27 protein-coding genes are annotated in these 26,635 nt (G+C 59.9%); all 27 read left to right on the top strand.

All coding sequences use genetic code 11. The features are described 5' to 3' along the window. Positions 1–4 precede the first annotated feature (4 nt). The 27 genes from ACYZUC_RS12185 (at position 5) to flhF (ending at position 26,531) form a co-directional block, all read left to right on the top strand. Complete coding sequence (locus ACYZUC_RS12185) at positions 5–370, top strand: flagellar protein FlaG (RefSeq protein WP_461995940.1); 366 nt, start codon at positions 5–7, stop codon at positions 368–370. An 82-nt stretch (positions 371–452) separates the two neighbouring features. Continuing rightward, on the top strand, positions 453–1,895 hold the full coding sequence (gene fliD, locus ACYZUC_RS12180) for a flagellar filament capping protein FliD (RefSeq protein ID WP_461995938.1): 1,443 nt from the start codon (positions 453–455) through the stop codon (positions 1,893–1,895). 129 nt (positions 1,896–2,024) lie between these two features. Beyond that, positions 2,025–2,420, top strand: a complete 396-nt coding sequence (gene fliS, locus ACYZUC_RS12175) for a flagellar export chaperone FliS (protein ID WP_461995936.1) — start codon at positions 2,025–2,027, stop codon at positions 2,418–2,420. Between the two features lie 10 nt (positions 2,421–2,430). After that, positions 2,431–2,727 (top strand): hypothetical protein, encoded by a 297-nt coding sequence (locus ACYZUC_RS12170; RefSeq protein WP_008044601.1) that lies wholly within the window; start codon positions 2,431–2,433, stop codon positions 2,725–2,727. 173 nt (positions 2,728–2,900) lie between these two features. Further along, positions 2,901–4,376 carry a sigma-54 dependent transcriptional regulator gene (locus ACYZUC_RS12165; protein WP_008044600.1) on the top strand — a complete coding sequence of 492 codons (1,476 nt, stop codon included), beginning with the start codon at positions 2,901–2,903 and terminating at the stop codon, positions 4,374–4,376. A 110-nt stretch (positions 4,377–4,486) separates the two neighbouring features. Beyond that, the gene (locus ACYZUC_RS12160) at positions 4,487–5,710 is read left to right on the top strand and encodes a sensor histidine kinase (RefSeq protein ID WP_461995934.1); all 1,224 of its coding nucleotides are present in this window, start codon (positions 4,487–4,489) and stop codon (positions 5,708–5,710) included. A 5-nt stretch (positions 5,711–5,715) separates the two neighbouring features. Further along, entirely contained in the window at positions 5,716–7,101 is a 1,386-nt protein-coding gene (locus ACYZUC_RS12155; protein WP_461995932.1) for a sigma-54-dependent transcriptional regulator, read from the top strand. Between the two features lie 239 nt (positions 7,102–7,340). Continuing rightward, the gene (fliE, locus tag ACYZUC_RS12150; protein ID WP_008044594.1) at positions 7,341–7,670 is read left to right on the top strand and encodes a flagellar hook-basal body complex protein FliE; all 330 of its coding nucleotides are present in this window, start codon (positions 7,341–7,343) and stop codon (positions 7,668–7,670) included. Between the two features lie 15 nt (positions 7,671–7,685). After that, positions 7,686–9,473 (top strand): flagellar basal-body MS-ring/collar protein FliF, encoded by a 1,788-nt coding sequence (gene fliF, locus ACYZUC_RS12145; RefSeq protein WP_008044586.1) that lies wholly within the window; start codon positions 7,686–7,688, stop codon positions 9,471–9,473. Beyond that, a complete protein-coding gene (gene fliG / locus ACYZUC_RS12140) occupies positions 9,466–10,485 on the top strand; it encodes a flagellar motor switch protein FliG (protein ID WP_008006649.1) in 1,020 nt (339 codons plus the stop codon). The genes fliF and fliG overlap by 8 nt, the downstream gene beginning before the upstream one ends. Positions 10,486–10,492: 7 nt before the next feature. Further along, positions 10,493–11,293, top strand: coding sequence for a flagellar assembly protein FliH (gene fliH, locus ACYZUC_RS12135; protein WP_461995929.1), 801 nt, complete (start codon positions 10,493–10,495; stop codon positions 11,291–11,293). Next, positions 11,283–12,641 carry a flagellar protein export ATPase FliI gene (fliI, locus tag ACYZUC_RS12130; protein ID WP_192419604.1) on the top strand — a complete coding sequence of 453 codons (1,359 nt, stop codon included), beginning with the start codon at positions 11,283–11,285 and terminating at the stop codon, positions 12,639–12,641. The genes fliH and fliI overlap by 11 nt, the downstream gene beginning before the upstream one ends. Before the next feature lie 6 nt (positions 12,642–12,647). Next, the gene (fliJ, locus tag ACYZUC_RS12125; RefSeq protein WP_253402272.1) at positions 12,648–13,097 is read left to right on the top strand and encodes a flagellar export protein FliJ; all 450 of its coding nucleotides are present in this window, start codon (positions 12,648–12,650) and stop codon (positions 13,095–13,097) included. A gap of 214 nt (positions 13,098–13,311) precedes the next feature. Further along, positions 13,312–13,611, top strand: a complete 300-nt coding sequence (locus ACYZUC_RS12120; RefSeq protein ID WP_461995926.1) for an STAS domain-containing protein — start codon at positions 13,312–13,314, stop codon at positions 13,609–13,611. A 5-nt stretch (positions 13,612–13,616) separates the two neighbouring features. Beyond that, positions 13,617–15,320 (top strand): ATP-binding SpoIIE family protein phosphatase, encoded by a 1,704-nt coding sequence (locus ACYZUC_RS12115; RefSeq protein WP_461995925.1) that lies wholly within the window; start codon positions 13,617–13,619, stop codon positions 15,318–15,320. A gap of 30 nt (positions 15,321–15,350) precedes the next feature. After that, positions 15,351–15,719 carry an Hpt domain-containing protein gene (locus ACYZUC_RS12110; RefSeq protein ID WP_461995924.1) on the top strand — a complete coding sequence of 123 codons (369 nt, stop codon included), beginning with the start codon at positions 15,351–15,353 and terminating at the stop codon, positions 15,717–15,719. Positions 15,720–15,801: 82 nt separating this feature from the next. After that, a complete protein-coding gene (locus ACYZUC_RS12105; protein ID WP_461995923.1) occupies positions 15,802–17,160 on the top strand; it encodes a flagellar hook-length control protein FliK in 1,359 nt (452 codons plus the stop codon). Positions 17,161–17,397: 237 nt separating this feature from the next. Next, positions 17,398–17,898, top strand: a complete 501-nt coding sequence (gene fliL / locus ACYZUC_RS12100) for a flagellar basal body-associated protein FliL (protein ID WP_192419617.1) — start codon at positions 17,398–17,400, stop codon at positions 17,896–17,898. A gap of 9 nt (positions 17,899–17,907) precedes the next feature. Next, positions 17,908–18,876: a flagellar motor switch protein FliM gene (gene fliM, locus ACYZUC_RS12095; RefSeq protein WP_008024584.1), complete on the top strand. Its 969-nt coding sequence runs from the start codon at positions 17,908–17,910 to the stop codon at positions 18,874–18,876. Positions 18,877–18,945: 69 nt separating this feature from the next. Beyond that, positions 18,946–19,404, top strand: a complete 459-nt coding sequence (fliN, locus tag ACYZUC_RS12090; RefSeq protein WP_008039811.1) for a flagellar motor switch protein FliN — start codon at positions 18,946–18,948, stop codon at positions 19,402–19,404. After that, positions 19,405–19,848, top strand: a complete 444-nt coding sequence (gene fliO / locus ACYZUC_RS12085) for a flagellar biosynthetic protein FliO (protein ID WP_192419618.1) — start codon at positions 19,405–19,407, stop codon at positions 19,846–19,848. It abuts the gene before it with no gap. Continuing rightward, positions 19,848–20,606 carry a flagellar type III secretion system pore protein FliP gene (fliP, locus tag ACYZUC_RS12080; RefSeq protein ID WP_461995920.1) on the top strand — a complete coding sequence of 253 codons (759 nt, stop codon included), beginning with the start codon at positions 19,848–19,850 and terminating at the stop codon, positions 20,604–20,606. The genes fliO and fliP overlap by 1 nt, the downstream gene beginning before the upstream one ends. After that, a complete protein-coding gene (fliQ, locus tag ACYZUC_RS12075; RefSeq protein WP_008024593.1) occupies positions 20,603–20,872 on the top strand; it encodes a flagellar biosynthesis protein FliQ in 270 nt (89 codons plus the stop codon). Before fliP ends, fliQ begins: the two co-directional genes overlap by 4 nt. Before the next feature lie 3 nt (positions 20,873–20,875). Beyond that, positions 20,876–21,661: a flagellar biosynthetic protein FliR gene (gene fliR / locus ACYZUC_RS12070; protein WP_461995918.1), complete on the top strand. Its 786-nt coding sequence runs from the start codon at positions 20,876–20,878 to the stop codon at positions 21,659–21,661. Positions 21,662–21,664: 3 nt separating this feature from the next. After that, on the top strand, positions 21,665–22,804 hold the full coding sequence (gene flhB / locus ACYZUC_RS12065; protein WP_461995916.1) for a flagellar biosynthesis protein FlhB: 1,140 nt from the start codon (positions 21,665–21,667) through the stop codon (positions 22,802–22,804). Positions 22,805–23,061: 257 nt separating this feature from the next. Further along, a complete protein-coding gene (gene flhA / locus ACYZUC_RS12060) occupies positions 23,062–25,191 on the top strand; it encodes a flagellar biosynthesis protein FlhA (RefSeq protein WP_461995915.1) in 2,130 nt (709 codons plus the stop codon). Between the two features lie 11 nt (positions 25,192–25,202). Next, positions 25,203–26,531, top strand: a complete 1,329-nt coding sequence (gene flhF, locus ACYZUC_RS12055) for a flagellar biosynthesis protein FlhF (RefSeq protein WP_192419623.1) — start codon at positions 25,203–25,205, stop codon at positions 26,529–26,531. The last annotated feature ends 104 nt before the right edge of the window (positions 26,532–26,635 follow it).

Below are 26,635 nucleotides of genomic sequence, written 5' to 3'. Positions count from 1 at the left end.
GGACATGGATATGAGCGTGAAGCTGAACTTGTCTTATCCTGCCGCGAAGCCGGCGACGACTGTTGCTGAACAACCGGTGGAAAAGCCTCGAGCCGATGCTGCCACCGTGGCAACGGTCAAGGATGAACCAAAAGACGCGCAAACCGAGCAGGACAAACTGAAGATGGCCGTTCAGGAAATCGAAAAGTTCGTTCAATCGATCAAGCGCAATCTGGAGTTCTCGATCGATGAGCCTTCAGGCAAGGTTGTCGTTAAAGTGATCGCCAGCGAGTCGGGTGAAGTGGTTCGCCAGATCCCCAACGAAGAAGTGCTCAAACTGGCCAATAGTTTGAATGATGCAAGCAGCCTGTTGTTCAGCGCTAAAGTCTGACAGCTGGCACGAATTTTGTTGTTATGTTCTTTTGGGCGTTGTAATGGTCAAAAGGCCGGCGACACACTGAAGGGAGTCCTACATGGCAAGTCCAATTCTACCGGGTCTGGGGTTAGGCTCCGGCCTTGACACCACGGCTATCGTCAAAGCTTTGGTTGATGCTGATAAGTCGGCCAAGCAAACCCAGATCAACCGGCAGACGAACACCAATACATCGCAGATTTCCGGTGTCGGGACCCTCAAGAGTGTGTTGGCGAATTTCCAGGCCGCGATCAAAAACCTCGGTGATACCAAGACCCCTCAGTTCCTGGGTTACAACGCCACGAGTTCCGACCCCAAAGTGCTGACCTCTGTCGCCAGCAACTCGGCGGTCAACGGCACGTATGTCATCAAGGTCAACAACCTTGCGACATCATCGAAAGTGGCGACCGCTGCGTTTGCCCTTGGCCCTACCAGTGCCATTCAGGACGGTACGCTCAATATCACTCAAAATGGCATTGCCCGACCGGTCACCATTCCTCCTGGCGCTACGTTGCAGTCGGTGCGGGATGCGATCAACACCCAGCAAGGCGCCAATGGCTTCAGTGCCAACATTGTCACTGACTCCTTCGGTTCGCGTCTGGTCCTGGGGTCTACCGCGACCGGTTTGGGTTCCGATATCACGCTCAGTGGTATTCCTGGCCTGGAAATTACCGCGGGCCAGAAAATGGGTGCCACGCCTGATGAGACTTCGGCGGGTGCCATCGGCGAACTCGCTGTGAATGCCAGCTTTACGGTTGACGGGCTGGCTATCTCCAGCAAATCCAACACCGTGGATAGCGCCATTTCCGGCCTGACGCTGAATCTGGTGGCTGGGGGTGTTGGGGCGACCTCCACTGTGACGGTCGGGCCGAACAGTGACGGTTTGAAAAAATCGATCCAGGCCTTTGTCGACGCTTTCAACCAGGTGGTCACCACCGTCAGTACGCTGAGCAAGCCCTCCCTGGATAAAGATAACAAGCCAACCATTCCTGCGGCATTGACCGGTGACTCGCTGGGTCGCAGTGTTCTGGCGTCGATCCGTGAGCCGTTGGCAAGTACCGGTGCTGGCGACAAGCTGACCGTACTTTCGCAGTTGGGTATTACCACTAACCAGAAAACCGGTGCGCTCGATTTTGACAGCACCAAGTTCTCTGCGGCGATGGATACGCAGAAACTGGGTGGTGAGATTCAGAAGCTGTTCCTGGGTGATCCAACGGCGACTGGCGATGCCGCCAAGGGTCTGCTGGAACGAATGAATGCGGTGATTACGCCTTATACCGTCACTGGCAACGAAGGCATTCTTGATGCGCGTTCGGCCAGCCTGGCGAAGGTTAAAACCAACCTGGCCAGCCAGCAGGAAGCACTGGATCGTCGGGTCGCGACTCTGACAACCGTGCTGACCAAGAAGTACAACGACATGGACACCCTTGTCGGCAAGCTCAAGGCAACTGCAAGCAACATTACCTCGATGTTCGAGGCGATGAACGCTCAGAAAAACGCCTGATAGCGCGTAGGCGCCAAAAGCCCGGCAGCGAATTCCGCTTGTCGGGCTTTTTTTGTTTCGATCTAAAGATTTTTGACGCGGTGTCGATACACTGGCTATACGAATCACAAAGTTTTGATGAGGTACAGCATGAACCCGATGTTAGCCCTTCGGCAGTACCAGAAGATTGGTGCTCAGGCCCAGACTTCCGAAGCCAGCCCCCATCGCCTGGTGCAAATGCTCATGGAAGGTGGGCTGGATCGCATCGCTCAGGCCAAGGGTGCCATGGAGCGCAAGGATATTCCCAACAAAGGCATTTTCATCGGCAAGGCGATCGCGATCGTCGGCGGCTTGCGTGAAGGCCTGGACCTGGAAAATTCGGTTGAGTCTGTGGGTGAGCTGGACAAGCTGTACACCTACATGATGAAGCGCCTGGCAGAAGCCAACGTCAAAACCGATCCAAAGATTCTCGACGAAGTCGCCGATTTGCTTCGCACAGTCAAAGAAGGCTGGGATGCTATCGCCGCGCCGGGTCCGCAGTTTTAAGGAGATCACCATGAGTCTTGTATTGCAGCGTATCGAACACACCCGTGATGCCCTCGTCGGTGCCTTGGCCGAGCGCAATTGGGAAGCCATCGGTGAGTTGGATCTGGCTTGTCGTTCCTGCATGGAAGACGTCTTGAGTGAAGCTTCGGTGGACGAGGCCGCCTTGCGCGACAATCTTGAGGAGTTGCTGGGGGTGTATAAGCAGCTTCTGGAGGCGGCGACAGGGGAGCGACAAGCAATAGTTGATGAGATGTCGCAGATCCATCAAGCACAGAACGCTGCAAAGGTTTACCATCTGTTTGGTTAATTAATCCTCAGTTAATCCAAACATAGTGCGCCATAAATTTGACTGTGCACGGTTTTTTGACTTAACTAGTGGCTGGTTCCAGATTTCAGGCGTCTACAGGCATAACGTGTCTGCAAGCGTCTAGCTTGCCCCATCATTTCGGGCATTGAGTTGACTAGGGAAGTTGCTATTGCATGTGGCGTGAAACCAAAATTCTGCTGATTGATGACGATAGCGTCCGCCGCCGCGACCTGGCGGTGATTTTAAATTTTCTTGGCGAAGAAAATTTACCCTGCGGTAGCCATGACTGGCAGCAGGCTGTCGGCTCTTTGTCATCAAGTCGTGAAGTGATCTGTGTCCTCATCGGGACGGTCAATGCTCCTGGTGCACTTCCGGGCTTGTTAAAGACACTCTCTACCTGGGATGAGTTCCTTCCGGTTTTGTTAATGGGCGATAATTCTTCCGTTGACCTGCCAGAAGACCAGCGTCGCCGAGTGCTTTCGACCCTCGAAATGCCACCCAGCTACAGCAAACTGCTCGATTCGCTGCACCGTGCCCAGGTCTATCGCGAGATGTACGACCAGGCCCGCGAGCGCGGTCGTCATCGCGAGCCCAACCTTTTCCGCAGTCTTGTCGGCACCAGTCGGGCGATTCAACACGTCCGTCAGATGATGCAGCAAGTTGCCGACACCGACGCCAGCGTGCTGATCCTCGGCGAGTCGGGGACTGGCAAGGAAGTGGTCGCGCGCAACCTGCACTACCATTCCAAGCGTCGTGACGCGCCGTTCGTCCCGGTCAACTGCGGGGCGATCCCGGCCGAGTTGCTGGAAAGCGAATTGTTCGGTCATGAGAAAGGCGCCTTCACCGGGGCGATCACCAGTCGCGCCGGGCGCTTTGAGCTGGCCAATGGCGGCACGCTGTTCCTCGACGAAATCGGCGACATGCCGCTGCCGATGCAGGTCAAGCTGCTGCGCGTGCTGCAGGAACGCACTTTCGAGCGCGTAGGCAGCAACAAGACCCAAAGCGTCGATGTGCGCATCATCGCGGCGACTCACAAGAATCTCGAAAGCATGATCGAGATCGGCACTTTCCGCGAAGACTTGTACTACCGCCTGAACGTGTTCCCGATCGAGATGGCACCGCTGCGCGAACGTGTCGAAGACATTCCGCTGCTGATGAACGAGTTGATCTCGCGCATGGAGCACGAGAAGCGCGGTTCGATCCGTTTCAACTCCGCAGCGATCATGTCGCTGTGCCGTCACGGCTGGCCGGGCAACGTTCGCGAACTGGCCAACCTGGTGGAGCGCATGGCGATCATGCACCCGTACGGGGTGATCGGTGTGGTCGAGTTGCCGAAGAAATTCCGCTACGTCGATGACGAAGATGAGCAGCTGGTCGATAGCCTGCGCAGCGATCTTGAAGAGCGCGTGGCCATCAACGGTCACACTCCGGACTTCACCGCCAACGCCATGCTGCCGCCGGAAGGCCTGGACCTGAAAGACTACCTCGGTGGTCTGGAACAGGGCCTGATCCAGCAGGCGCTGGATGATGCCAATGGCATCGTGGCGCGTGCTGCCGAGCGGTTGCGGATCCGTCGTACCACGCTGGTAGAGAAGATGCGCAAGTACGGCATGAGTCGTCGCGACGGTGATGAACAGGCGGATGATTGACGCCTGTTTTTCAAGTCGTTCATTTGTAGGCGGTTTTTTTTAGGCACGGGTATTGCTACATCCCTCGCAACGTTCCGTTTAACTGACGGTCAGCCAAGCGAGAGAGCCCGATGCCCCAAGCCGCCCAGATGTCTCCTGTCCCTGATGCTTCGGGACAAACGTCGTCCGTAGAGCAGGCAAGCCGGCTTGGCCTTGAGCAGGCTTTCGCGTTGTTCAACCAGATGTCCAGCCAGTTGACCGACTCCTACAGCATGCTCGAAGCCCGGGTCACCGAGCTCAAGGGCGAGCTGGCGGTGGTCAGCGCTCAGCGCATGCAGGAACTGGCGGAAAAAGAACGCCTGGCCAACCGCCTGCAAAACCTCCTCGATCTGTTGCCCGGCGGCGTTATCGTCATCGACGTCCAGGGCATCGTGCGTGAAGCCAATCCCGCGGCCTGTGAACTGCTCGGCCTGCCTCTCGAAGGCGAGCTGTGGCGTCATGTCATTGCCCGATGCTTCGCGCCGCGCGAAGACGACGGTCACGAAATCTCGCTCAAGGACGGTCGGCGTCTGTCGATCGCCACCCGCTCGCTGGATGCCGAGCCCGGCCAGTTGGTGTTGCTCAACGACCTGACCGAAACCCGTCATCTGCAAGATCAACTGGCTCGCCACGAACGCCTGTCTTCCCTCGGTCGAATGGTCGCGTCGCTGGCTCACCAGATTCGTACGCCGTTGTCCGCGGCATTGCTTTACGCCAGTCATTTGACCGAGCAAGAACTGCCGGTTGCCACGCAGCAACGTTTTGCCGGGCGGCTTAAAGAGCGTTTGCATGAGCTGGAGCATCAAGTGCGCGACATGCTGGTGTTCGCTCGTGGCGAGCTGCCGCTGACCGATCGCGTCACGCCGAAAATGCTGATGCAATCCTTGCAGGCAGCGGCGCTGACCCATGTGCAGGATTTGCCGGTTCGCTGGCAGTGCGACAGTCATGCGGGTGAGTTGCTGTGCAATCGTGACACGCTGGTCGGGGCGATTCTCAATCTGATCGAGAACGCGATCCAGGCCAGTGCCGGCGACGTTCGCTTGAAAGTCCATCTCTACACCCGTGACAACAACCTGCGTGTCTGCGTCAGTGACAGCGGCAGCGGCATCGATACGAAAGTGCTGGCGCGTTTGGGCGAGCCATTTTTTACCACTAAAACCACCGGGACCGGCCTTGGCCTGACCGTGGTCAAGGCCGTGGCTCGTGCCCATCAGGGAGAATTGCAGCTGCACTCGCGGTTGGGTCGCGGCACCTGCGCGCAGGTGATTCTGCCGCTGTTTTCTGATGAGAAGCGCAGTACCCAGGGAGTGGAGTGAACGACATGGGGATCAAGGTTTTACTGGTCGAGGATGACCGCGCATTACGCGAAGCACTGACCGATACGCTGTTGCTCGCAGGGCATGACTACACAGCCGTGGGGTCGGCCGAAGAAGCGCTGGACGCCGTCGGAGCCGAGGCGTTCAACCTGGTGCTCAGTGACGTCAACATGCCGGGCATGGACGGCCATCAACTGCTCGGATTGCTGCGCGCTCGCCAGCCGCAGTTGCCGGTGCTGCTGATGACGGCGCACGGCGCCGTAGAGCGCGCGGTCGATGCGATGCGTCAGGGTGCGGCGGATTATCTGGTCAAGCCGTTCGAGCCCAAGGCTTTGCTGGATCTGGTTGCGCGGCATGCGCTGGGTAGCCTCGGTGCTGCCGACAGCGAGGGGCCTGTAGCGTTCGAGCCAGCCAGTGCGCAGTTGCTGGAATTGGCCGCACGGGTGGCACGCAGTGATTCGACGGTGTTGATCTCCGGTGAGTCCGGGACCGGTAAAGAAGTGCTGGCGCGTTACATCCATCAGCATTCTCATCGCGCCAGCCAGCCGTTCATTGCGATCAATTGCGCGGCGATTCCCGACAACATGCTCGAGGCAACGCTGTTCGGTCACGAAAAGGGTTCGTTCACTGGTGCCATCGCGGCGCAGGCCGGCAAGTTCGAGCAGGCTGACGGCGGAACCATTCTGCTCGACGAAATTTCCGAAATGCCCCTGGGTCTTCAAGCCAAGTTGCTGCGTGTATTGCAGGAGCGTGAAGTCGAGCGGGTCGGCGCGCGCAAACCGATCGCGCTGGATATTCGGGTCGTCGCCACCACCAACCGTGACCTTGTCGGTGAAGTGGCGGCAGGGCGTTTCCGTGAAGACCTTTACTATCGCCTGTCCGTATTTCCTTTGGCCTGGCGTCCGTTGCGCGAGCGCACCGCCGACATCCTGCCGCTGGCCGAGCGGCTGCTGACCAAGCACGTCAATAAAATGAAGCATGCGGCGGCGCGACTGTCGCCCGAGGCGCAAGCGTGCCTGATCGGCTATCCATGGCCGGGCAATGTGCGGGAGCTGGATAACGCGATTCAGCGTGCATTGATCCTGCAGCAGGGCGGTGTGATCCAGCCGCAGGATTTTTGCCTGGCCGGGCCGGTTGCCTGTGCGCCGTTACCGGCATTGGCCGCCGTGCCGATGCGGGTTGCTGACATCGAGCCCGAGTCTGCCGGTGCGCTGGGTGACGATCTGCGTCGCCGTGAATTCCAGATGATCATCGATACCTTGCGCTCTGAACGGGGTCGTCGCAAGGAGGCGGCAGAGCGTTTGGGTATCAGCCCTCGCACCCTGCGCTACAAACTGGCGCAAATGCGTGATGCCGGAATGGATGTAGAGGCTTACTTGTTCGCCACCTGATTTTACTTTGTGGGAGCGAGCCTGCTCGCGAAGAGGGTGCATCAGGCGACATTTATGCAGCTGTCACACCGCCTTCGCGAGCAGGCTCGCTCCCACACTGTTTTGCGGTGATTTACGGTAAGGCAAAGCCAGGACGGCTTTTGTTCAGCGCGGCCACGGAGCTGGCACCCTTGTTGCTAACACCTCACTACCCGCCGAGTGAGTGTCAAAAAATTGCGGGTCGTCAATGAGAGTAGACCATGAGCCAAGGTATTGAATTCAATCGGTTGATGCTGGATATGCGCTCCATGCAAATGGATGCCATGTCTGCGCCGAAATCGACTGCCGCCGTCCCTGAATTGAGCGGCAGCAGCTTTTCCGACATGCTCGGTCAGGCCGTCAATAAAGTGAGCGACACCCAGCAGGCTTCCAGTCAGTTGGCCAGTGCCTTCGAGATCGGCAAGAGTGGTGTCGACCTGACGGACGTGATGATTTCCTCGCAGAAGGCCAGCGTGTCTTTTCAGGCGTTGACCCAAGTGCGTAACAAGCTGGTTCAGGCATACCAAGACATCATGCAGATGCCGGTTTAAGGACGAGATTGAGTCATGGCAGAAGCAGTCGCCGATAATGTTCCGGCCAAGGCCACTCCGATAGACGGCAAACCGCCGCTGTTCGGCTTGTCCTTCCTGGAAAACCTCTCCGAGATGACCATGTTGCGTCAGGTGGGCCTGTTGGTCGGCCTGGCTGCGAGCGTGGCGATTGGCTTCGCCGTTGTGTTGTGGTCCCAGCAGCCGGACTACCGGCCTCTGTACGGCAGCCTTGCCGGTATGGACGCCAAGCAAGTCATGGATACCCTGGCTGCCGCTGACATTCCCTATACCGTTGAACCGAACTCCGGTGCCTTGCTGGTCAAGGCCGATGACCTGTCCCGTGCGCGACTGAAACTCGCGGGCGCTGGTGTCACTCCCAGCGACGGCAACATCGGTTTCGAGATCCTCGACAAGGACCAGGGGCTCGGCACCAGCCAGTTCATGGAAGCGACCCGTTATCGTCGCGGCCTCGAAGGCGAACTGGCCCGGACCATCTCCAGCCTGAACAACGTCAAGGGTGCCCGCGTGCACCTGGCGATTCCGAAAAGCTCGGTGTTCGTACGTGACGAGCGCAAGCCGAGCGCTTCGGTGCTGGTTGAGTTGTATTCCGGTCGCTCGCTGGAGCCGGGCCAGGTGGTGGCGATCATCAATCTGGTCGCGACCAGCGTTCCAGAACTCAGCAAATCGCAGATCACCGTCGTCGATCAGAAGGGCAACCTGCTCTCGGATCAGGCGGAGAACTCCGAACTGACCATGGCCGGCAAGCAATTCGATTACAGCCGTCGCATGGAAAGCATGCTCACTCAGCGTGTGCACAACATCCTGCAACCGGTGCTGGGCAACGACCGCTATAAAGCCGAAGTCTCGGCGGACGTGGATTTCAGCGCCGTCGAGTCGACCTCCGAGCAGTTCAACCCGGATCAGCCGGCGTTGCGCAGCGAACAGTCGGTCAACGAACAACGCACCGCCAGCAATGGCCCGCAAGGCGTACCGGGTGCCCTGAGCAACCAGCCGCCATCGCCAGCCTCAGCGCCGCAAACCACCGGTGGCGCTACCGCGTCGGCCGGCATGGTGCAGCCAGGCCAGCCACTGCTGGATGCCAACGGTCAGCAAATCATGGACCCGGCCACCGGCCAGCCGATGCTGGCACCGTATCCGGCGGACAAGCGTCAACAATCCACCAAGAACTTCGAACTCGACCGCTCCATCAGTCACACCAAACAACAGCAAGGGCGTTTGAACCGCCTGTCGGTGTCGGTAGTGGTGGACGATCAGGTCAAGATCAACGCAGCCAACGGCGAAACCACCCGTGCACCGTGGAGCGCCGACGAATTGGCGCGCTTCACTCGTCTGGTACAGGACGCCGTCGGTTTCGACGCCAGTCGTGGTGACAGCGTCAGCGTGATCAACATGCCGTTCTCCGCCGAGCGCGGTGAAGTGATTGCCGACATTCCGTTCTACTCCCAGCCGTGGTTCTGGGACATCGTCAAGCAAGTGCTGGGTGTCTTGTTCATCCTGATACTGGTGTTCGGTGTGCTGCGTCCGGTGCTCAACAACATCACCAATGGCGGCAAAGGCAAACAGCTGGCCGGTTTTGGCGGCGACGTGGAACTCGGTGGCATGGGCGGCCTGGACGGCGAACTGGCCAACGACCGCGTCAGCCTCGGCGGCCCGACCAGCATCCTGCTGCCGAGCCCGAGCGAAGGCTATGACGCACAGTTGAACGCAATCAAGAGTCTGGTGGCAGAAGATCCGGGTCGCGTGGCCCAGGTCGTGAAAGAGTGGATTAACGCAGATGAGTGATAACCGAGCCGTTGCCGCCAAACTGTCCCGGGTCGACAAAGCCGCAATCCTGCTGCTGTCTCTCGGTTCTACCGATGCCGCCCAAGTGCTGCGCCACATGGGGCCCAAAGAGGTCCAGCGTGTGGGTGTGGCCATGGCGCAGATGGGTAACGTGCACCGCGAGCAGGTCGAGCAGGTGATGAGCGAGTTCGTCGACATCGTCGGCGATCAGACCAGCCTGGGCGTCGGCTCCGACGACTACGTGCGCAAAATGCTGACTCAGGCGCTGGGCGAGGACAAGGCCAACGGCCTGATCGACCGGATCCTGCTGGGCGGCAACACCAGTGGCCTCGACAGCCTGAAGTGGATGGAACCGCGCGCCGTTGCCGACGTGATCCGTTACGAGCACCCGCAGATCCAGGCGATCGTCGTGGCGTATCTCGACCCGGACCAGGCCGGCGAAGTGCTGGGCAACTTCGACCACAAGGTGCGACTGGACATCATTCTGCGGGTTTCCTCGCTGAACACCGTGCAGCCAGCCGCCCTGAAAGAACTCAACCAGATTCTCGAGAAGCAGTTCTCCGGCAACTCGAATGCCTCGCGCACCACCCTGGGTGGCATCAAGCGTGCGGCCGACATCATGAACTTCCTCGACAGCTCGATCGAAGGTCAGCTGATGGACTCGATCCGCGAAGTCGACGAAGACCTGTCCGGTCAGATCGAAGACCTCATGTTCGTGTTCAACAACCTGTCCGATGTCGACGACCGCGGGATTCAGGCGTTGCTGCGCGAAGTGTCCTCCGATGTTTTGGTACTGGCCCTCAAAGGCTCGGACGAAGGCGTCAAGGAAAAGATCTTCAAGAACATGTCCAAGCGGGCGGCCGAACTGTTGCGCGACGACCTCGAGGCCAAAGGCCCGGTGCGTGTCAGCGACGTGGAAACCGCACAGAAAGAAATCCTCACCATTGCTCGCCGTATGGCCGAAGCCGGAGAAATCGTTCTCGGCGGGAAGGGCGGCGAAGAGATGATCTAAGGTCACTATGTCGTCCAAACATGATGAGTCCCAGACCGACCTGATCCGTGCCAAGGACGTCGGTGGTTTCGATGTCTGGTCGCTGCCCAGTTTCGACCCGCATGTACCGGAGCCCGAGCCGGAACCCGAGCCTGAGCCGCCGGAAATGGAGGAAGTGCCGCTGGAAGAAGTCCAGCCACTGACCCTTGAAGAACTCGAAAGCATTCGCCAGGAGGCCTACAACGAGGGCTTCGCCACAGGCGAGAAAGAAGGTTTTCACAGCACCACGCTCAAGGTCCGTCAGGAAGCAGAGGCGATCCTGACGCCGAAAGTCGCGGCGCTGGAGCAGTTGATGGCCAACCTGTTCGAGCCCATCGCCGAGCAGGACACCCAGATCGAAAAGTCGCTGGTCGACCTTGTTCAGCACATCACCAAACAGGTGATTCAGCGCGAACTGGCCATCGACTCGACGCAGATCGAACACGTCATGCGCGACGCCCTCAAGCTGTTGCCGCTGGGCGTGGGCAATGTGCGGCTGTACATCAACCCGCAGGATTTCGAACAGGTCAAAGCCCTGCGCGAGCGCCATGAAGAGACCTGGCGCATCGTCGAGGACGAAGCCTTGTTGCCTGGTGGTTGCCGGGTCGAGACGGAGCACAGTCGCATCGATGCCACCGTTGAAACGCGCATCGCCCGGGTCATGGACAAACTGTTCGATCAATTGCACGAACAGGCCTTGCACCCTGCCGCGCCGGACCTGAGCCTGGAACTGCCAATCGACGCCAAGCCTGCCGTCGAAGCTGAGCCGGACGTTCCCGATGCGCCTTGATCGCACCAGCTTCGCCAAGCGCCTGGGCAGTTACGCCGAGGCAACGGAGCTGGCCGGCGCACCGATCCTCGAAGGTCGCTTGCTGCGCATGGTCGGCCTGACCCTCGAAGCTGAAGGCCTGCGCGCCGCCATGGGCAGCCGCTGCATGGTCATTAACGACGACAGTTACCATCCGGTGCAGGTCGAAGCCGAAGTCATGGGCTTCTCCGGCAGCAAAGTCTTTCTGATGCCAGTCGGCAGCGTCGCCGGCATCGCGCCCGGCGCGCGAGTGGTGCCGTTGGCCGATACCGGTCGTCTGCCGATGGGCATGAGCATGCTCGGACGGGTGCTCGATGGCGCCGGTCGTGCGCTGGACGGCAAGGGCGGAATGAAGGCTGAAGACTGGGTGCCGATGGACGGCCCGACGATCAACCCGCTCAAGCGTCATCCGATCAGCGAGCCGCTGGACGTGGGCATTCGCTCCATCAACGGTTTGTTGACGGTCGGTCGCGGGCAGCGGCTCGGGCTGTTCGCCGGTACCGGCGTCGGCAAGAGTGTGCTGCTGGGCATGATGACCCGCTTCACCGAGGCCGACATTATCGTCGTCGGGCTGATCGGTGAACGGGGTCGCGAAGTTAAGGAATTCATCGAGCACATCCTCGGTGAAGAAGGGCTCAAACGTTCGGTGGTCGTGGCGTCCCCGGCGGACGATGCGCCGCTGATGCGTCTGCGCGCCGCGATGTATTGCACGCGGATTGCCGAGTATTTCCGCGACAAGGGCAAGAATGTCCTGTTGTTGATGGACTCGCTGACCCGTTTCGCCCAGGCCCAGCGGGAAATCGCCCTGGCCATTGGCGAGCCGCCGGCGACCAAGGGGTATCCGCCGTCGGTGTTCGCCAAGTTGCCGAAACTGGTGGAGCGGGCCGGTAACGCCGAAAAGGGCGGCGGTTCGATCACCGCGTTTTATACCGTATTGTCCGAAGGCGATGACCAGCAGGATCCGATCGCCGACGCGGCGCGGGGTGTGCTCGACGGGCACATCGTCCTGTCCCGGCGTCTGGCCGAGGAAGGGCATTACCCGGCCATCGACATCGAAGCGTCCATCAGCCGGGTCATGCCGTCGGTGGTGTCGCCCGAACACATGACTCGCGCCCAGTATTTCAAGCAGCTGTGGTCGCGCTATCAGCAGAGTCGCGACCTGATCAGTGTCGGCGCCTACGTCGCTGGCGGTGATCGCGAGACCGACCTGGCGATTTCCCTGCAGCCGCAGCTGGCCAAATACCTGCGCCAAGGGTTGAACGACAGCATCAGCCTGGGCGAAAGCGAATCCTATCTGGGCTCGATCTTCGCGCCTGCGGCTGGCGGTTAATCGATCATGGCCCAGAGTCGGGCAGGGCGTCTGGCGCCGGTGGTCGAAATGGCCGAAAAGGCCGAGAAAACCGCCGCTCAGCGGTTAGGCCATTTTCAGGGCCAGGTTCGCGTGGCAGAAAGCAAGCTCGCCGACCTTGAAGCCTTTCGACTCGACTATCAGGAACAATGGATCGTGCGTGGCAGCAGCGGCGTCTCGGGCCAGTGGCTGCTGGGTTATCAGGGCTTCCTCGCGCAACTGGGCACCGCCATCGATCAACAGCGGCAAAGCCTGGCGTGGCATCAGAACAATCTGAACAAGGCACGGGAAACCTGGCAGCAGGCATTTGCCCGGGTCGAGGGCTTGCGCAAACTGGTTCAGCGTTACGCTGACGAGGCACGACAGCTGGAAGACAAGCGTGAGCAGAAGCTGATGGACGAGTTGTCCCAGCGGTTGCCACGTGAGAGTCCGTACTGAATCAGTCAGGTCGCGTTATCGTTCTTCGCGGGCAAGCCTCGCTCCTACGGGATTTGTGTCGTTCGCGAAATCATGGACGATGCGAAACCTGTAGGAGCGAGGCTTGCCCGCGAAGGCGTGCTCGAAAACTCCGCACCTTTCCAGCCTTGCCCCCATCTCCGTCAAGTGCTAAACCTTGTACAAGTATGTTCACCAATGACAAGGATGCCGTTCAATGTCAGTCGTTACAGAAGTCTCTACGGATGGGAAGAAGCTGACGATATCGATCAGGGGACGATTCGATTTCGCCAAACATCAGGAATTTCGCGAGTCCTACGAGGACAAGGAACTCTCCGCAGTTGTCGTCGATTTGAAAGAAGCGACCTACCTCGACAGTTCTGCACTGGGCATGCTGCTTCTGCTGCGTGATCATGCCGGTGGCGACGAATCCGACATTCGCGTCGTCAACAGCAGTACTGACGTGAAGAAGATTCTCGCCATCTCCAACTTCGACAAACTGTTTGACATCAGTTGACCAGCGTGCAGCCGCTCGAGCCGCTGACGATCCTGATCGCCGAAGACAGCGCGGCCGACCGCATGCTGCTGTCGAGTATCGTCCGTCGCCAGGGTCATGAAGTCCTGACAGCGGCCAACGGTGCCGAAGCGGTCGAAGCGTTTCGTTTACAACGACCGCAACTGGTCCTGATGGACGCCATGATGCCGGTGATGGACGGTTTCGAGGCGGCACGTCAGATCAAGGCGCTGGCCGGGGAAACCCTGGTGCCGATCATCTTCCTGACGTCGCTGAGCGAAAGCGAAGCCTTGGCGCGCTGTCTGGAGGCTGGCGGTGACGACTTTCTGGCAAAACCCTACAACCAGGTGATCCTCGCCGCCAAAATCAAGGCAATGGACCGTTTGCGCCGGTTGCAGGCCACCGTGCTGGAGCAGCGCGACCAAATTGCCAGGCACCACGATTACCTGCTCAACGAGCAGCGTGTGGCCAAGGCCGTGTTCGACAAGGTCGCCCATTCCGGCTGCCTGAACGCCCCCAATATCCGCTACCTGCAATCGCCCTATGCGCTGTTCAATGGTGATTTGCTGCTCGCGGCGTTCACTCCGGCCGGCGACATGCATGTCTTGCTTGGCGATTTTACTGGCCATGGCTTGCCGGCAGCTGTCGGGGCGATGCCGCTGGCCGAGGTCTTCTACGGCATGACCGCCAAGGGGTATGGCCTGTCGGAAACCCTGCGCGAGATGAACGCCAAGCTCAAGCGCATCCTGCCGGTGGACATGTTCTGTTGTGCGACGTTGCTGTGCCTGAGTTTTCAGCGGCGCTCGGTGGAAGTCTGGAACGGCGGGATGCCGGACGGTTACCTGCACAGTATCGCCAGTGGCGAGCGCACACCGCTGACGGCCCGGCATTTGCCGCTTGGCGTGCTGAGCCCGCAGACCTTCGATGATCGCACCGAAGTGTTTCCGATGGCGGTCGGAGATCGGGTGTTCCTGTTGTCCGACGGGGTGATCGATACGTGTGATGCCAATGAGCAGTTGTTCGGCGTCGAGCGATTGCAGCAGGTGTTTACGGCCAATCGTCGGCCCGATCAGCTGTTCGAGGAGATCGAACAGGCGCTGCGGGATTTTCGCGGGGAAGCTCGCGACGATGTCAGCATGGTCGAGGTCAGCCTGCTGGAGGCTGCACAGCTGAGTCCGCCGGCCCTGGTTTATTCTGACAGCGGTCAGTCCTGCCCGCTGGACTGGTCGGTGAGTTTCGAGTTTCGTGCGGCCACTCTCAAGCGCTTCAATCCATTGCCGTATCTTTTGCAGTTGCTGCTGGAAGTGCATGGTTTGCGCGCCCAGAGCGGCGCGCTTTACAGTGTGCTCGCGGAGTTGTACTCCAACGCGCTGGAGCATGGCGTGCTGGGGCTGGACTCAAGCCTGAAGCGCGATGCCTCGGGTTTTGCCCGCTATTATCAACAGCGCAACGCGCGTCTGGACGAGCTGCAGGACGGCTTTGTGCGGCTGCATTTACAGGTTGCGCCCAAAGGCGAGGGTGGTTGCCTGACGATTCGTGTCGAAGACAGTGGCAAAGGTTTCGATGTCGACAGGGTGATGGCGCGCCCTCTCGATGGTGCCCGTCTGTCGGGACGTGGTGTCAGTCTGATCCGCCAGTTGAGCCGAAACGCCAACTGGTCTGACGATGGTCGTAGTGCCCGCGTGGAATTTTTCTGGGAGGCTCTGGCATAATCCGCGCATTCTTGATCAAGGAGTGAGCAAGTGGCTGACACACACCTGGACCGCGACGTGCTGAGCGCGTTGCAAGAAGTCATGGAGGATGAGTATCCGATGTTGCTGGGTACTTTTCTTGCCGATTCCATAGAGCGCTTGAGTCAGCTGCACAAGGCTGACGATGCCGAGACGCTCGGTGCCACTGCGCACAGTTTCAAGGGTAGTTGCAGCAACATGGGCGCCATTCGCCTCGCGCAGTTGTGCAATGAGCTCGAGCAGCGAAGCAAGCAGGAGTCGCTGGAAGGCGTCGAAAAACTGATCAGCGAAATCGATAGTGAATTCGCGATTATCCGCACCCTCTACGAAGCAGAGCGCCAGCGCTCTCTCGCTGACAGTGCGACCGTCCGGCGTTTTTAGCGCCGTTCGAACAAAACTGGCGCAACCCTTGCAGCAATCTCCGCAACTGTACCTACGATCCCAGTGCAGCGGAGACCGTTTCATGCCCGTTACCCCCAATATTCTTCTTCAGGCCGCCGCTCAGGCCAAGACTCAAGCCGCCTCCGCCAATCCATCGGCGCTGTCCGCTGAGCCCGGGGACAAAGCCTCCAGCTTCGCTCAGGTCTACGCCAATCAAGCCCAGAACAAGCCCTCGGCGGCCACCGATGGAGCGCCGAAGCCGGTGCGCGATAAAGCCCCGGACAGCCCCGATAAAAAGAGCGTCGGCAACGACAATGCTGCCGCCCCGGAGCCGACGGTTGCCGATAGCGGCAAAACCTTGCCCGCCGATAAACCGGCGTCGGCCGACGAAAAGGCAGCCAGCGATGATGCCGCAGACACCCCGGTAGTCGTCGACACTGCGCCGGTTGATCCGGCTCTCGATCCGTCATTGCTGCCAGCGTTGCAAGCCGTGGTGGCAGCTCCGGTTCCGCAAGCACCGCCAGTGGTGGTCACTGAGCAGCCGCAAGTCCAGGCGCCTGTTGCTGCGCCAGTGGCGGCGGCACAGGTTGCCGCACCGGCGGATGACGCCTTCGATCCTGAAGCCGACCCGCTGGATGCGCTACCGGCCGTGCGTATGGCGATGGAGCAGGGCGGTCATATTTCCGCTGCCAGTCAGGCGCAACCCAAGGCAGCGCCGACGGCTGCTCAGGCCCAGGCTGATGGCGAACCCACCTCGGCACAGAACTTTGCCGCTGGCATGGCGGGCATGCTCGATGTGCAGGCGGACAAGGACAGTACCAGCCAGGGCGGTGAGAAAACCTTCAGTGGGTTGATCGATGACGGCCTCAAGGATTTGAAGTCGGCGAGCAGCGATACCCGCGTTGACGACTTCGCCAACCGCCTGGCGGCGCTGACTCAGGCATCTACCCCGAAAACCGCCAACGCGGTACCGGTGAATCAACCGATCACGATGAATCAAAGCGGCTGGACCGAAGAAATCGTGAACCGGGTCATGTACTTGTCCAGCGCCAATCTCAAGGCGGCCGATATCCAGTTGCAACCGGCCGAACTGGGGCGCCTCGACATTCGGGTGAACATGGTGCCGGACCAGCAGACCCAAGTGACCTTCATGAGCGCGCATCCAAGCGTTCGCGAAGCGCTCGATGGTCAGATGCACCGCTTGCGTGACATGTTCGCGCAGCAGGGCATGGGGCAGGTCGATGTCAACGTGTCCGACCAGTCGCGTGGCTGGCAGGGGCAGGGTCAGGAGCAACAGGCTCAGCAGGGGCAGGGCGGGCGCACCAACGCCAGCGGTGGTCGCCTCGATGGCGTGGATGAAGAGCTCGCGCCGACCGTTGCCGAAGTCGCGGCCAGCACCACCAGTGTCATCGGCTCCAGCGCCGTCGACTACTACGCCTGATCAAACGCAATCCCTTGTAGGAGCTGGCTTGCCAGCGATCGTGGTGTGTCAGCCAGCGAACATGTCGGCTGACACACCGCCATCGCGAGCAAGCTTGCTCCTACAGTTGATCGGTATTCGCCGATCATTCGCTGTCTCCAATACCTCCTGACCAATACTTCCCGACACTTCTGGCATAACACTTGCTCTTGCCTTGCCGTGCGACTGTGAAAACCCGAATAGTGACGGATTATTGGCATGGCGAAGAGCGAAGCAGTAGTAAAAGACCCCGCAACCAAAGGCAAAATCAAGCTGATCATTGTGATCGTGGTGGCCCTGCTGCTGGCGATCGGCTTGTCCGTGGGAGCGACGTGGTTCTTCATGCACAGCGCTCAGAGCAAGCCTGCCGCCGCGGTTGAAGCTGCCCCGGTCGGCAAGCAACCAGCGGTTTTCGAGCAAATGGCGCCGGCCTTCGTGGCCAACTACAACCAGAACGGCCGCCAGCGCTTCATGCAGGTGAGCATCACCATGCAAGGTCGAAATCAGGCCGACCTGGAAGCCCTGAAAGTCCACATGCCGGTCATTCGCAACAACCTTGTCATGCTGTTCTCCGGGCAGGATTTCGCGACCCTGGCGTCGCCGGTTGGTCAGGAAATGCTGCGCCAGAAAGCCACGGCCAGTGTCCAGGAAGTGGCGCAGAAAGAGCTCGGCAAAGTGGTCATCGAACAGTTGCTTTTCACTAATTTCGTACTGCAGTAGGAACACGACATGGCCGTGCAGGACCTGCTGTCCCAGGATGAGATCGATGCGCTGTTGCATGGTGTCGACGATGGTCTGGTACAGACCGATACCGCTGCCGAACCCGGCAGCGTCAAAAGCTACGACCTGACCAGCCAGGATCGCATCGTCCGTGGACGCATGCCGACCCTGGAAATGATCAACGAGCGTTTCGCCCGCTACACCCGCATCAGCATGTTCAACATGCTGCGCCGCTCGGCGGACGTTGCCGTCGGTGGTGTGCAGGTGATGAAGTTTGGTGAATACGTGCACTCGCTGTACGTGCCGACCAGCCTCAACCTGGTCAAGATCAAACCGTTGCGCGGCACGGCGCTGTTCATCCTCGACGCCAAGCTGGTGTTCAAACTGGTGGACAACTTCTTCGGTGGTGACGGCCGTCACGCGAAGATCGAAGGGCGTGAATTCACCCCGACCGAACTGCGTGTGGTGCGCATGGTGCTGGAGCAGGCCTTCGTCGATCTGAAGGAAGCCTGGCAGGCGATCATGGAAGTGAACTTCGAGTACATCAACTCGGAAGTGAACCCGGCCATGGCCAACATCGTCGGCCCGAGCGAAGCCATTGTGGTGTCGACCTTCCACATCGAACTCGATGGCGGTGGCGGCGACCTGCACGTGACCATGCCGTACTCGATGATCGAGCCGGTACGCGAAATGCTCGACGCCGGCTTCCAGTCGGACCTCGACGATCAGGACGAGCGTTGGGTCAATGCCCTGCGCCAGGACGTGCTCGACGTCGACGTGCCGATCGGCGCCACAGTTGCCCGTCGCCAGTTGCGCCTGCGCGACATTCTGCACATGCAGCCGGGAGACATTATCCCGGTCGAAATGCCGGAAGAAATGATCATGCGCGCCAACGGCGTGCCTGCGTTCAAGGTCAAGATGGGCTCGCACAAAGGCAACCTCGCGTTGCAAGTGATCGAGCCGATCGAGCGCCGTTGACCGGCGCCTCTACATATTCGCTTTTAACTGACGGCTGCCCTCTGAAGGGTTGCCCGCCGAGGACACATGATGGCTGACGATATGAATACCCAGGACGACCAGGCGCTGGCTGACGAATGGGCTGCGGCCCTGGAAGAAACCGGCGATGCCGGGCAGGACGACATTGACGCCTTGCTGGCGGCTGACGCTGCCGGTTCGTCGTCGAACCGTCTGCCGATGGAAGAATTCGGCAGCGTGCCGAAAAACAACGACCCGGTAACCCTGGACGGTCCGAACCTGGACGTGATTCTCGACATCCCGGTGTCGATTTCCATGGAAGTCGGCAGCACCGACATCAACATCCGTAACCTGCTGCAGCTCAACCAGGGTTCGGTGATCGAGCTCGATCGCCTGGCCGGTGAACCGCTGGACGTGCTGGTCAACGGTACGTTGATTGCTCACGGTGAAGTGGTGGTGGTCAACGAAAAGTTCGGCATCCGCCTGACCGACGTGATCAGCCCAAGCGAACGCATCAAGAAGCTGCGCTGAGTGAAAAAGCTTTCAGGGTTGTTACTGGCCTTGCCGTTCAGTGCGTTGGCGGCCGAACCGGCGGCTAATGCTGCCGTGGCTGTCGCACCTGCTGTCAGCAGTGGTGTGGCGGGCCAGTTGACGCAATTGGTGCTCGGTCTGCTGCTGGTGCTGGGGTTGATCTTCTTCCTCGCCTGGCTGCTGCGCCGGGTCCAGCAGGCCGGGCCTGCGGGCAAGGCGCAGGTGATCGAGTTGATCGGTTCCCGGGCGCTGGGTCCGCGTGACCGATTGATGCTGGTGCAGGTCGGCAACGAGCAGATTCTGCTCGGTTTGAGCCCCGGCACCATCACCGCGCTGCATGTGCTCAAGGAGCCGGTGCACGTACCGGTCACCGAGAAAGCGACCCCGGAATTTGCCCTGCGCCTGATGGAACTGATGGGCAAGGATCAGAAGGATAAGAAGTAATGGGTGCGCTACGCATCATCTTGACGTTGGCCCTGATGCTGACCGCGCCGCTGGCCTTCGCCGCCGATCCGTTGTCGATCCCGGCGATCACCCTGGGCACCAACGCCCAGGGCGCTCAGGAATACTCGGTCAGCCTGCAAATCCTGCTGATCATGACCGCGCTGAGTTTCATTCCGGCGTTCGTCATGCTGATGACCAGTTTCACGCGGATCATCATCGTCTTCTCGATCCTGCGTCAGGCCCTGGGCCTGCAGCAGACGCCGTCGAACCAGATCCTCACGGGCATGGCGCTGTTTCTGACCCTGTTCATCATGGCGCCGGTGTTCGACCGGGTGAATCAGGACGCCTTGCAGCCGTATCTGGCGGAAAAACTCACCGCGCAGGATGCCGTGGCCAAGGCTCAGGTGCCGATCAAGGACTTCATGCTGGCGCAGACGCGCAGCAGCGATCTGGAACTGTTCATGCGCCTGTCCAAGCGCACGGACATTGCCACGCCGGATCAGGCGCCGCTGACCATTCTGGTGCCGGCCTTCGTCACGTCCGAGCTGAAAACCGCGTTCCAGATCGGCTTCATGATCTTCATTCCGTTCCTGATCATCGACCTGGTCGTCGCCAGTGTGCTGATGGCCATGGGTATGATGATGCTCTCGCCGCTGATCATTTCCCTGCCGTTCAAGATCATGCTGTTCGTGCTGGTGGATGGCTGGGCGCTGATCATCGGGACGTTGGCGAGTAGCTTCGGCGGTGTTTCGCCATGACGCCGGAAGTCGCGGTAGACATCTTTCGTGAAGCACTCTGGCTGACCACCATGATGGTCGCTGTGCTGGTGATTCCGAGTCTGCTGGTGGGCCTGCTGGTCGCGATGTTCCAGGCGGCCACGCAGATCAACGAACAAACCCTGAGCTTCTTGCCGCGTCTGCTGGTCATGCTGGTGACGCTGATCGTCGCCGGTCCGTGGCTGGTGCAGACGTTCATGGAATACATCCTGCAGTTGTACGGCAATATTCCTCGGGTCATCGGCTAAGCCATGTCGTCACTGTTGCAACTGACCGATACCCAGATCAGCACCTGGGTGGCGACGTTCTTGTTGCCCCTGTTTCGCATCGGTGGGTTGCTGATGGTCATGCCGGTTTTCGGTACGACCTTGGTGCCCCAGCGAGTGCGTCTGTATTTCGCCCTCGCGATCACGGTCGTGATTGCTCCCGGGTTACCGCCGATGCCGCCGGTCAATGCGCTGGACTTGAGCGGGCTGCTGCTGATTGCCGAGCAGATCCTCATCGGCGCGGTGATGGGGTTCGCCCTGCAACTATTCTTCCAGGCCTTTGTGGTCGCCGGGCAGATCGTTTCGATTCAGATGGGCATGGGCTTCGCGTCGATGGTCGACCCCACCAACGGCGTGTCGGTGGCGGTGATCGGGCAGTTCTTCACCATGCTGGTGACGCTGTTGTTCCTGGCCATGAATGGCCACTTGGTGGTCTTCGAAATTCTCACTGAAAGTTTCACCACGTTGCCGGTCGGTAGCGGCTTGATGGTTTCCCAATACTGGGACCTGGCCGGCAAGCTTGGTTGGGTGCTGGGTGCGGCATTGTTGCTGGTGCTGCCGGCGATCACGGCGCTGCTGGTGGTCAACATCGCGTTTGGCGTGATGACCCGCGCCGCGCCGCAGCTGAACATCTTTTCCATCGGCTTCCCGCTGACCCTGGTGCTCGGGCTGTTCATTGTCTGGGTCGGGCTGGCGGACATCATCAATCAGTACCAACCGCTGGCTACCGAGGCCTTGCAGTGGTTGCGCGAACTGGCACGGGCGCGCTGAGTCATGGCTGAGAGCGAAAGCGGTCAGGACAAAACAGAAGACCCCACGGAGAAACGTAAAAAGGACTCCAGGGACAAGGGCGAGATTGCGCGCTCCAAAGAGCTCAACACCTTGGCGATCATGCTTGCCGGTGCCAGTGCGCTGCTGATTTTCGGCGGGGCTTTGGCGCAGGACATGATGGAACTGATGCGCATGAACTTCACGCTGTCGCGGGAAGTGATTCTGGATCAGCGCAGCATGGGCACCTTCCTCCTGCACTCGGGGCAGATTGCCCTGTTGGCGATTCAGCCGGTGATGATCACCTTGCTGCTGGCGGCATTTCTCGGCCCGATTTCCCTCGGAGGCTGGCTGTTCGCGGCGGGCTCGATGGCGCCGAAATTCAGTCGCATGAACCCCGGCGCGGGGCTGAAGCGGATGTTCTCGGCCAAGGCGCTGGTGGAGCTGCTCAAGGCCCTGGCGAAGTTTTTCATTGTGCTGTTCGTCGCGCTGGCGGTGTTGAATTCCGACATCGACGACCTGATGCGCATTGCGCACGAGCCGTTGGAAATGGCGATCATTCACAGCCTGCAAGTGGTCGGCTGGAGCACCCTGTGGATGGCGTGCGGCTTGATCATCATCGCTGCCGTCGACGTTCCGGTGCAGCTCTGGGAAAGCCACAAGAAACTGCTGATGACCAAGCAGGAAGTGCGCGACGAGCACAAGGATCAGGAGGGGAGGCCGGAGGTCAAGCAGCGCATTCGCCAGTTGCAGCGCGAGATGTCCCAGCGCCGGATGATGGCGGCCATCCCCGAGGCCGATGTGGTCATTACCAACCCGACTCACTATGCCGTGGCGCTCAAATACGACCCGGACAAGGGCGCGGCGCCTGTGCTGATTGCCAAGGGCAGTGATTTCCTGGCCCTGAAAATCCGCGAAATCGCCGTGGCCAACGAAGTACTGCTGCTGGAGTCGCCGGCCCTGGCGCGTTCGATCTATTACTCCACGGAGCTGGAGCAGGAAATTCCTGGTGGGCTCTATCTGGCCGTCGCTCAGGTATTGGCCTACGTCTACCAGATCCGACAGCACCGCGCGGGCAAGGGCAAGCGGCCGGATCCGCTCAAGGATGACTTGCCGATTCCACCGGATCTGCGTCGCGATTCCTGAGTTTTGCGCTAGTCGTGCCGACGCCTTCGCGGGCAAGCCTCGCTCCTACAGGTTTTGCGTCGTCCACAAAAACACCTGTGCCATCCGTCCTGTAGGAGCAAGGCTTGCCCGCGAAGGCGGCAGCCCGAACAGCACAAATCCCCCTGATAAACCCCTCTGTTCCAAGCGCTCGGCAAAAGTTGGAAGGCTTCTTGCAGTAGCCGCCCTGCGTCTGCTTCAGGCGTCAAAAGTTTGCTTTAAAGGAACGGGGAAAACCGGTGGATCGCTCTCAGTTACTCAACAGTGCCCGCACAAACGTTGCCGACTTAAGTCGGGGCAATCTGGGCGTGCCGTTGTTGCTGCTGGTCATGCTGGCCATGATGATGCTGCCGGTGCCGCCGTTCCTGCTGGACGTGTTCTTCACGTTCAACATCGCGCTGTCGATCGTCGTGCTGCTGGTCTGCGTCTACGCGTTGCGGCCGCTGGATTTCGCGGTGTTCCCGACCATTCTGCTGGTGGCGACGTTGTTGCGACTGGCGCTGAACGTGGCCTCCACGCGGGTGGTGATGCTTCACGGGCAGGACGGCCACGCCGCCGCCGGTAAGGTGATCCAGGCGTTCGGTGAGGTGGTGATCGGCGGTAACTACGTGGTCGGTATCGTGGTCTTCGCGATTTTGATGATCATCAACTTCGTCGTGGTGACCAAGGGTGCCGGGCGGATTTCCGAGGTGAGCGCACGTTTCACCCTCGATGCGATGCCCGGCAAACAAATGGCGATCGACGCCGATTTGAACGCCGGCCTGATCGATCAGAACCAGGCCAAGCTGCGCCGGATGGAAGTGGCCCAGGAAGCCGAGTTCTACGGTTCCATGGACGGTGCCAGCAAGTTCGTGCGCGGCGACGCCATCGCCGGTTTGCTGATTCTGTTCATCAACCTGATCGGCGGCATGGCGGTCGGTATCTTCCAGCACGGTATGACCTTCGGCGATGCGGGCAGGGTTTACGCGTTGCTGACCATCGGTGACGGTTTGGTGGCGCAATTGCCATCACTGTTGTTATCTACAGCTGCAGCGATCATGGTGACCCGTGCTTCCGGTTCGGAAGACATGGGCAAACAGATCAATCGCCAGATGTTCGCCTCGCCCAAGGCGCTGGCGGTGGCGGCCGGTCTGATGGCGGTCATGGGGCTTGTGCCCGGCATGCCGCACTTTTCCTTTCTGAGCATGGCGGCCCTGGCGGCCGGTGGCGCGTACCTGTTCTGGAAGAAACAGAACGTCGTCAAGGTTCAGGCCTTGCAAGAGGTCAAGCGTCAGCAGGAATTGCTGCCATCGCCGGCTCGCGCTCAGGAAACCAAGGAGCTTGGCTGGGACGATGTGACGCCGATCGACATGATTGGCCTGGAAGTCGGCTATCGTCTGATTCCGCTGGTGGACCGCAATCAGGGTGGTCAGCTGCTGGCGCGGATCAAGGGTGTGCGTAAAAAGCTGTCCCAGGATCTGGGCTTCCTGATGCCGACTGTGCATATCCGTGACAACCTCGACCTTGCGCCGAGCGCCTATCGCCTCACTCTGATGGGGGTGATCCTGGCCGAAGCGGAGATTTATCCGGACCGCGAACTGGCGATCAACCCCGGTCAGGTCTACGGTTCGCTCAACGGTATTACCGCCAAAGATCCGGCTTTCGGGCTGGAGGCGGTCTGGATCGAAGTCAGCCAGCGTGCGCAGGCACAATCCCTCGGTTACACCGTGGTCGATGCCAGTACGGTAGTGGCAACCCATTTGAACCAGATTCTGTACAAGCACTCCAGTGAGCTGATTGGCCACGAAGAAGTGCAGCAACTCATGCAATTGCTGGCCAAAAGCTCGCCAAAACTGGCGGAAGAGCTGGTGCCGGGCGTGGTTTCGTTGTCGCAGCTACTCAAGGTGCTCCAGGCGTTGCTGGCCGAACAGGTGCCCGTACGGGACATTCGCAGCATCGCCGAGGCGATCGCGAACAATGCCGCCAAGAGTCAAGATACTGCCGCGCTGGTGGCCGCCGTCCGCGTCGGCGTATCTCGTGCAATCGTCCAAAGCATTGTGGGGACTGAGTCGGAGCTGCCAGTTATCACTCTGGAGCCAAGGTTGGAACAAATATTGCTCAATAGTCTTCAGAAGGCAGGACAAGGCTCGGAAGAGGGCGTTCTGCTGGAGCCAAGCATGGCTGAAAAACTGCAACGCTCGTTGATCGATGCGGCGCAGCGTCAGGAAATGCAAGGTCAGCCGGTGATTCTGCTGGTGGCCGGCCCGGTTCGCGCGATGCTGTCGCGATTCGGCCGACTGGCAGTCCCGGGTTTGCATGTGTTGGCTTACCAGGAAATCCCTGACAACAAGCAAGTGACCATCGTTGCGACAGTAGGGCCCAACGGCTGAGGTAGTGGTTTATGCAAGTTAAGCGTTTTTTCGCCGCCGATATGCGTCAGGCCATGAAGCTGGTTCGTGATGAGCTGGGCGCTGATGCCGCCATCATTGGCAACCGCCGGATCGCCGGTGGTGTCGAGCTGACGGCCGCTCTGGATTACAAACTGTCGGCGCTGGCCCCGCGTGTTCCGAACATGGAACTCGAGGATGAGCTGCGCAAGACCCAGTCGCGGATCGTCACCGCCCAGGCCGAACTGAGCCTGCGCAGCGATGGCGAGAGCGACAAGTCCACCAATCGCCAGTTGTTCGCCGGCCTGCCGTTGACCGCCGCCGAGCCGCTGATCGAGCCGACCTACGCTGAACCTCGTCGTCCGGCACCGGCCCCCGCGCCTGCCTCGACCGGTGTTGATCCGCGTGCCTTCGACTCGATGCGTTTCGAACTCAACAGCCTGCGCGAACTGATGGAAGTACAACTCGGTTCGCTGGCCTGGAATCAGTTGCAAGGCAGCCGCCCGGCCCAGGCCAACCTTTGGCGCCGCTTGCAACGCATCGGTTTGTCCGGTCCGTTGTCCCGCGATCTGCTGGAACTGATTACCGACATTGATGAGCCTCGTCAGGCCTGGCGCATGTTGCTGGCGCACCTGGCGCGGATGATCGCCACACCGGAAGTCGAGCCACTGGAAGAAGGCGGCGTGATTGCCATGGTCGGCCCCGCCGGCATGGGCAAGACCACCACCCTGGCCAAGCTCGCGGCCCGTTACGTGCTCAAGTACGGCGCGCAGAACATCGCGCTGGTGAGCATGGACAGCTACCGCATCGGTGCTCAGGAGCAACTCAAGACCCTCGGCCGGATCCTCAATGTGTCGGTGACGCACGTCGATCCGGGCCAGTCCCTGGTGCAGGCGCTGGATCCATTGTTGCGCAAGCGCGTGGTGCTGATCGATACCGCGGGCCTTCAGGCCAGCGATCCGGCATTGCGCATGCAGCTCGAAAGCCTGGCCGGTCGCGGCATCAAATCAAAAAATTATCTGGTTCTGGCAACCACCAGCCAGAAACAGGTTCTAACCGCCGCTTATCACAGTTACAAGCGCTGCGGGCTCGCTGGCTGCATCCTGACTAAACTGGATGAGACGGCAAGCCTGGGCGAGGTGTTGAGCCTGGCGATCAGTCATGAATTGCCGGTGGCTTACCTGACTGATGGACCGCGTATTCCGGATGATCTGCATCTGCCGCGTCGTCATCAGTTGGTCAGTCGCGCCGTCAGCGTGCAAATGCAGGAAGAACCCAGCGAAGAAGCCATGGCTGACATGTTCGCTGATATTTATCACAGCCCGACCAAGCAGGTTGGCTGAGGTATTAATGAACAGTTTTTGTACCTACATCGATGGTCTGCCATGCATTGTTCAGTTGATGAACGCGCAGCCAGTAATGTGGCCTCCGTCTATGCAAGACAAGG

Source organism: Pseudomonas sp. GT1P32 (assembly GCF_054897805.1).
This window is presented reverse-complemented; position numbering and strand designations above follow the sequence as displayed.

What these genes read in the sequence shown, in the direction of transcription:
- ACYZUC_RS12155 (WP_461995932.1), top strand. Translation starts at nt 5,716, where the DNA reads ATGGGGATCAAGGTTTTACTGGTCGAGGATGACCGCGCATTACGCGAA.
- fliM (WP_008024584.1), top strand. Translation starts at nt 17,908, where the DNA reads ATGGCCGTGCAGGACCTGCTGTCCCAGGATGAGATCGATGCGCTGTTG.
- ACYZUC_RS12185 (WP_461995940.1), top strand. Translation starts at nt 5, where the DNA reads ATGGATATGAGCGTGAAGCTGAACTTGTCTTATCCTGCCGCGAAGCCG.
- fliQ (WP_008024593.1), top strand. Translation starts at nt 20,603, where the DNA reads ATGACGCCGGAAGTCGCGGTAGACATCTTTCGTGAAGCACTCTGGCTG.
- fliD (WP_461995938.1), top strand. Translation starts at nt 453, where the DNA reads ATGGCAAGTCCAATTCTACCGGGTCTGGGGTTAGGCTCCGGCCTTGAC.
- ACYZUC_RS12165 (WP_008044600.1), top strand. Translation starts at nt 2,901, where the DNA reads ATGTGGCGTGAAACCAAAATTCTGCTGATTGATGACGATAGCGTCCGC.
- fliI (WP_192419604.1), top strand. Translation starts at nt 11,283, where the DNA reads ATGCGCCTTGATCGCACCAGCTTCGCCAAGCGCCTGGGCAGTTACGCC.
- ACYZUC_RS12105 (WP_461995923.1), top strand. Translation starts at nt 15,802, where the DNA reads ATGCCCGTTACCCCCAATATTCTTCTTCAGGCCGCCGCTCAGGCCAAG.
- ACYZUC_RS12160 (WP_461995934.1), top strand. Translation starts at nt 4,487, where the DNA reads ATGCCCCAAGCCGCCCAGATGTCTCCTGTCCCTGATGCTTCGGGACAA.
- fliS (WP_461995936.1), top strand. Translation starts at nt 2,025, where the DNA reads ATGAACCCGATGTTAGCCCTTCGGCAGTACCAGAAGATTGGTGCTCAG.
- fliN (WP_008039811.1), top strand. Translation starts at nt 18,946, where the DNA reads ATGGCTGACGATATGAATACCCAGGACGACCAGGCGCTGGCTGACGAA.
- fliR (WP_461995918.1), top strand. Translation starts at nt 20,876, where the DNA reads ATGTCGTCACTGTTGCAACTGACCGATACCCAGATCAGCACCTGGGTG.
- fliP (WP_461995920.1), top strand. Translation starts at nt 19,848, where the DNA reads ATGGGTGCGCTACGCATCATCTTGACGTTGGCCCTGATGCTGACCGCG.
- ACYZUC_RS12170 (WP_008044601.1), top strand. Translation starts at nt 2,431, where the DNA reads ATGAGTCTTGTATTGCAGCGTATCGAACACACCCGTGATGCCCTCGTC.
- flhB (WP_461995916.1), top strand. Translation starts at nt 21,665, where the DNA reads ATGGCTGAGAGCGAAAGCGGTCAGGACAAAACAGAAGACCCCACGGAG.
- fliE (WP_008044594.1), top strand. Translation starts at nt 7,341, where the DNA reads ATGAGCCAAGGTATTGAATTCAATCGGTTGATGCTGGATATGCGCTCC.
- fliG (WP_008006649.1), top strand. Translation starts at nt 9,466, where the DNA reads ATGAGTGATAACCGAGCCGTTGCCGCCAAACTGTCCCGGGTCGACAAA.
- fliH (WP_461995929.1), top strand. Translation starts at nt 10,493, where the DNA reads ATGTCGTCCAAACATGATGAGTCCCAGACCGACCTGATCCGTGCCAAG.
- fliJ (WP_253402272.1), top strand. Translation starts at nt 12,648, where the DNA reads ATGGCCCAGAGTCGGGCAGGGCGTCTGGCGCCGGTGGTCGAAATGGCC.
- flhF (WP_192419623.1), top strand. Translation starts at nt 25,203, where the DNA reads ATGCAAGTTAAGCGTTTTTTCGCCGCCGATATGCGTCAGGCCATGAAG.
- fliL (WP_192419617.1), top strand. Translation starts at nt 17,398, where the DNA reads ATGGCGAAGAGCGAAGCAGTAGTAAAAGACCCCGCAACCAAAGGCAAA.
- fliF (WP_008044586.1), top strand. Translation starts at nt 7,686, where the DNA reads ATGGCAGAAGCAGTCGCCGATAATGTTCCGGCCAAGGCCACTCCGATA.
- ACYZUC_RS12120 (WP_461995926.1), top strand. Translation starts at nt 13,312, where the DNA reads ATGTCAGTCGTTACAGAAGTCTCTACGGATGGGAAGAAGCTGACGATA.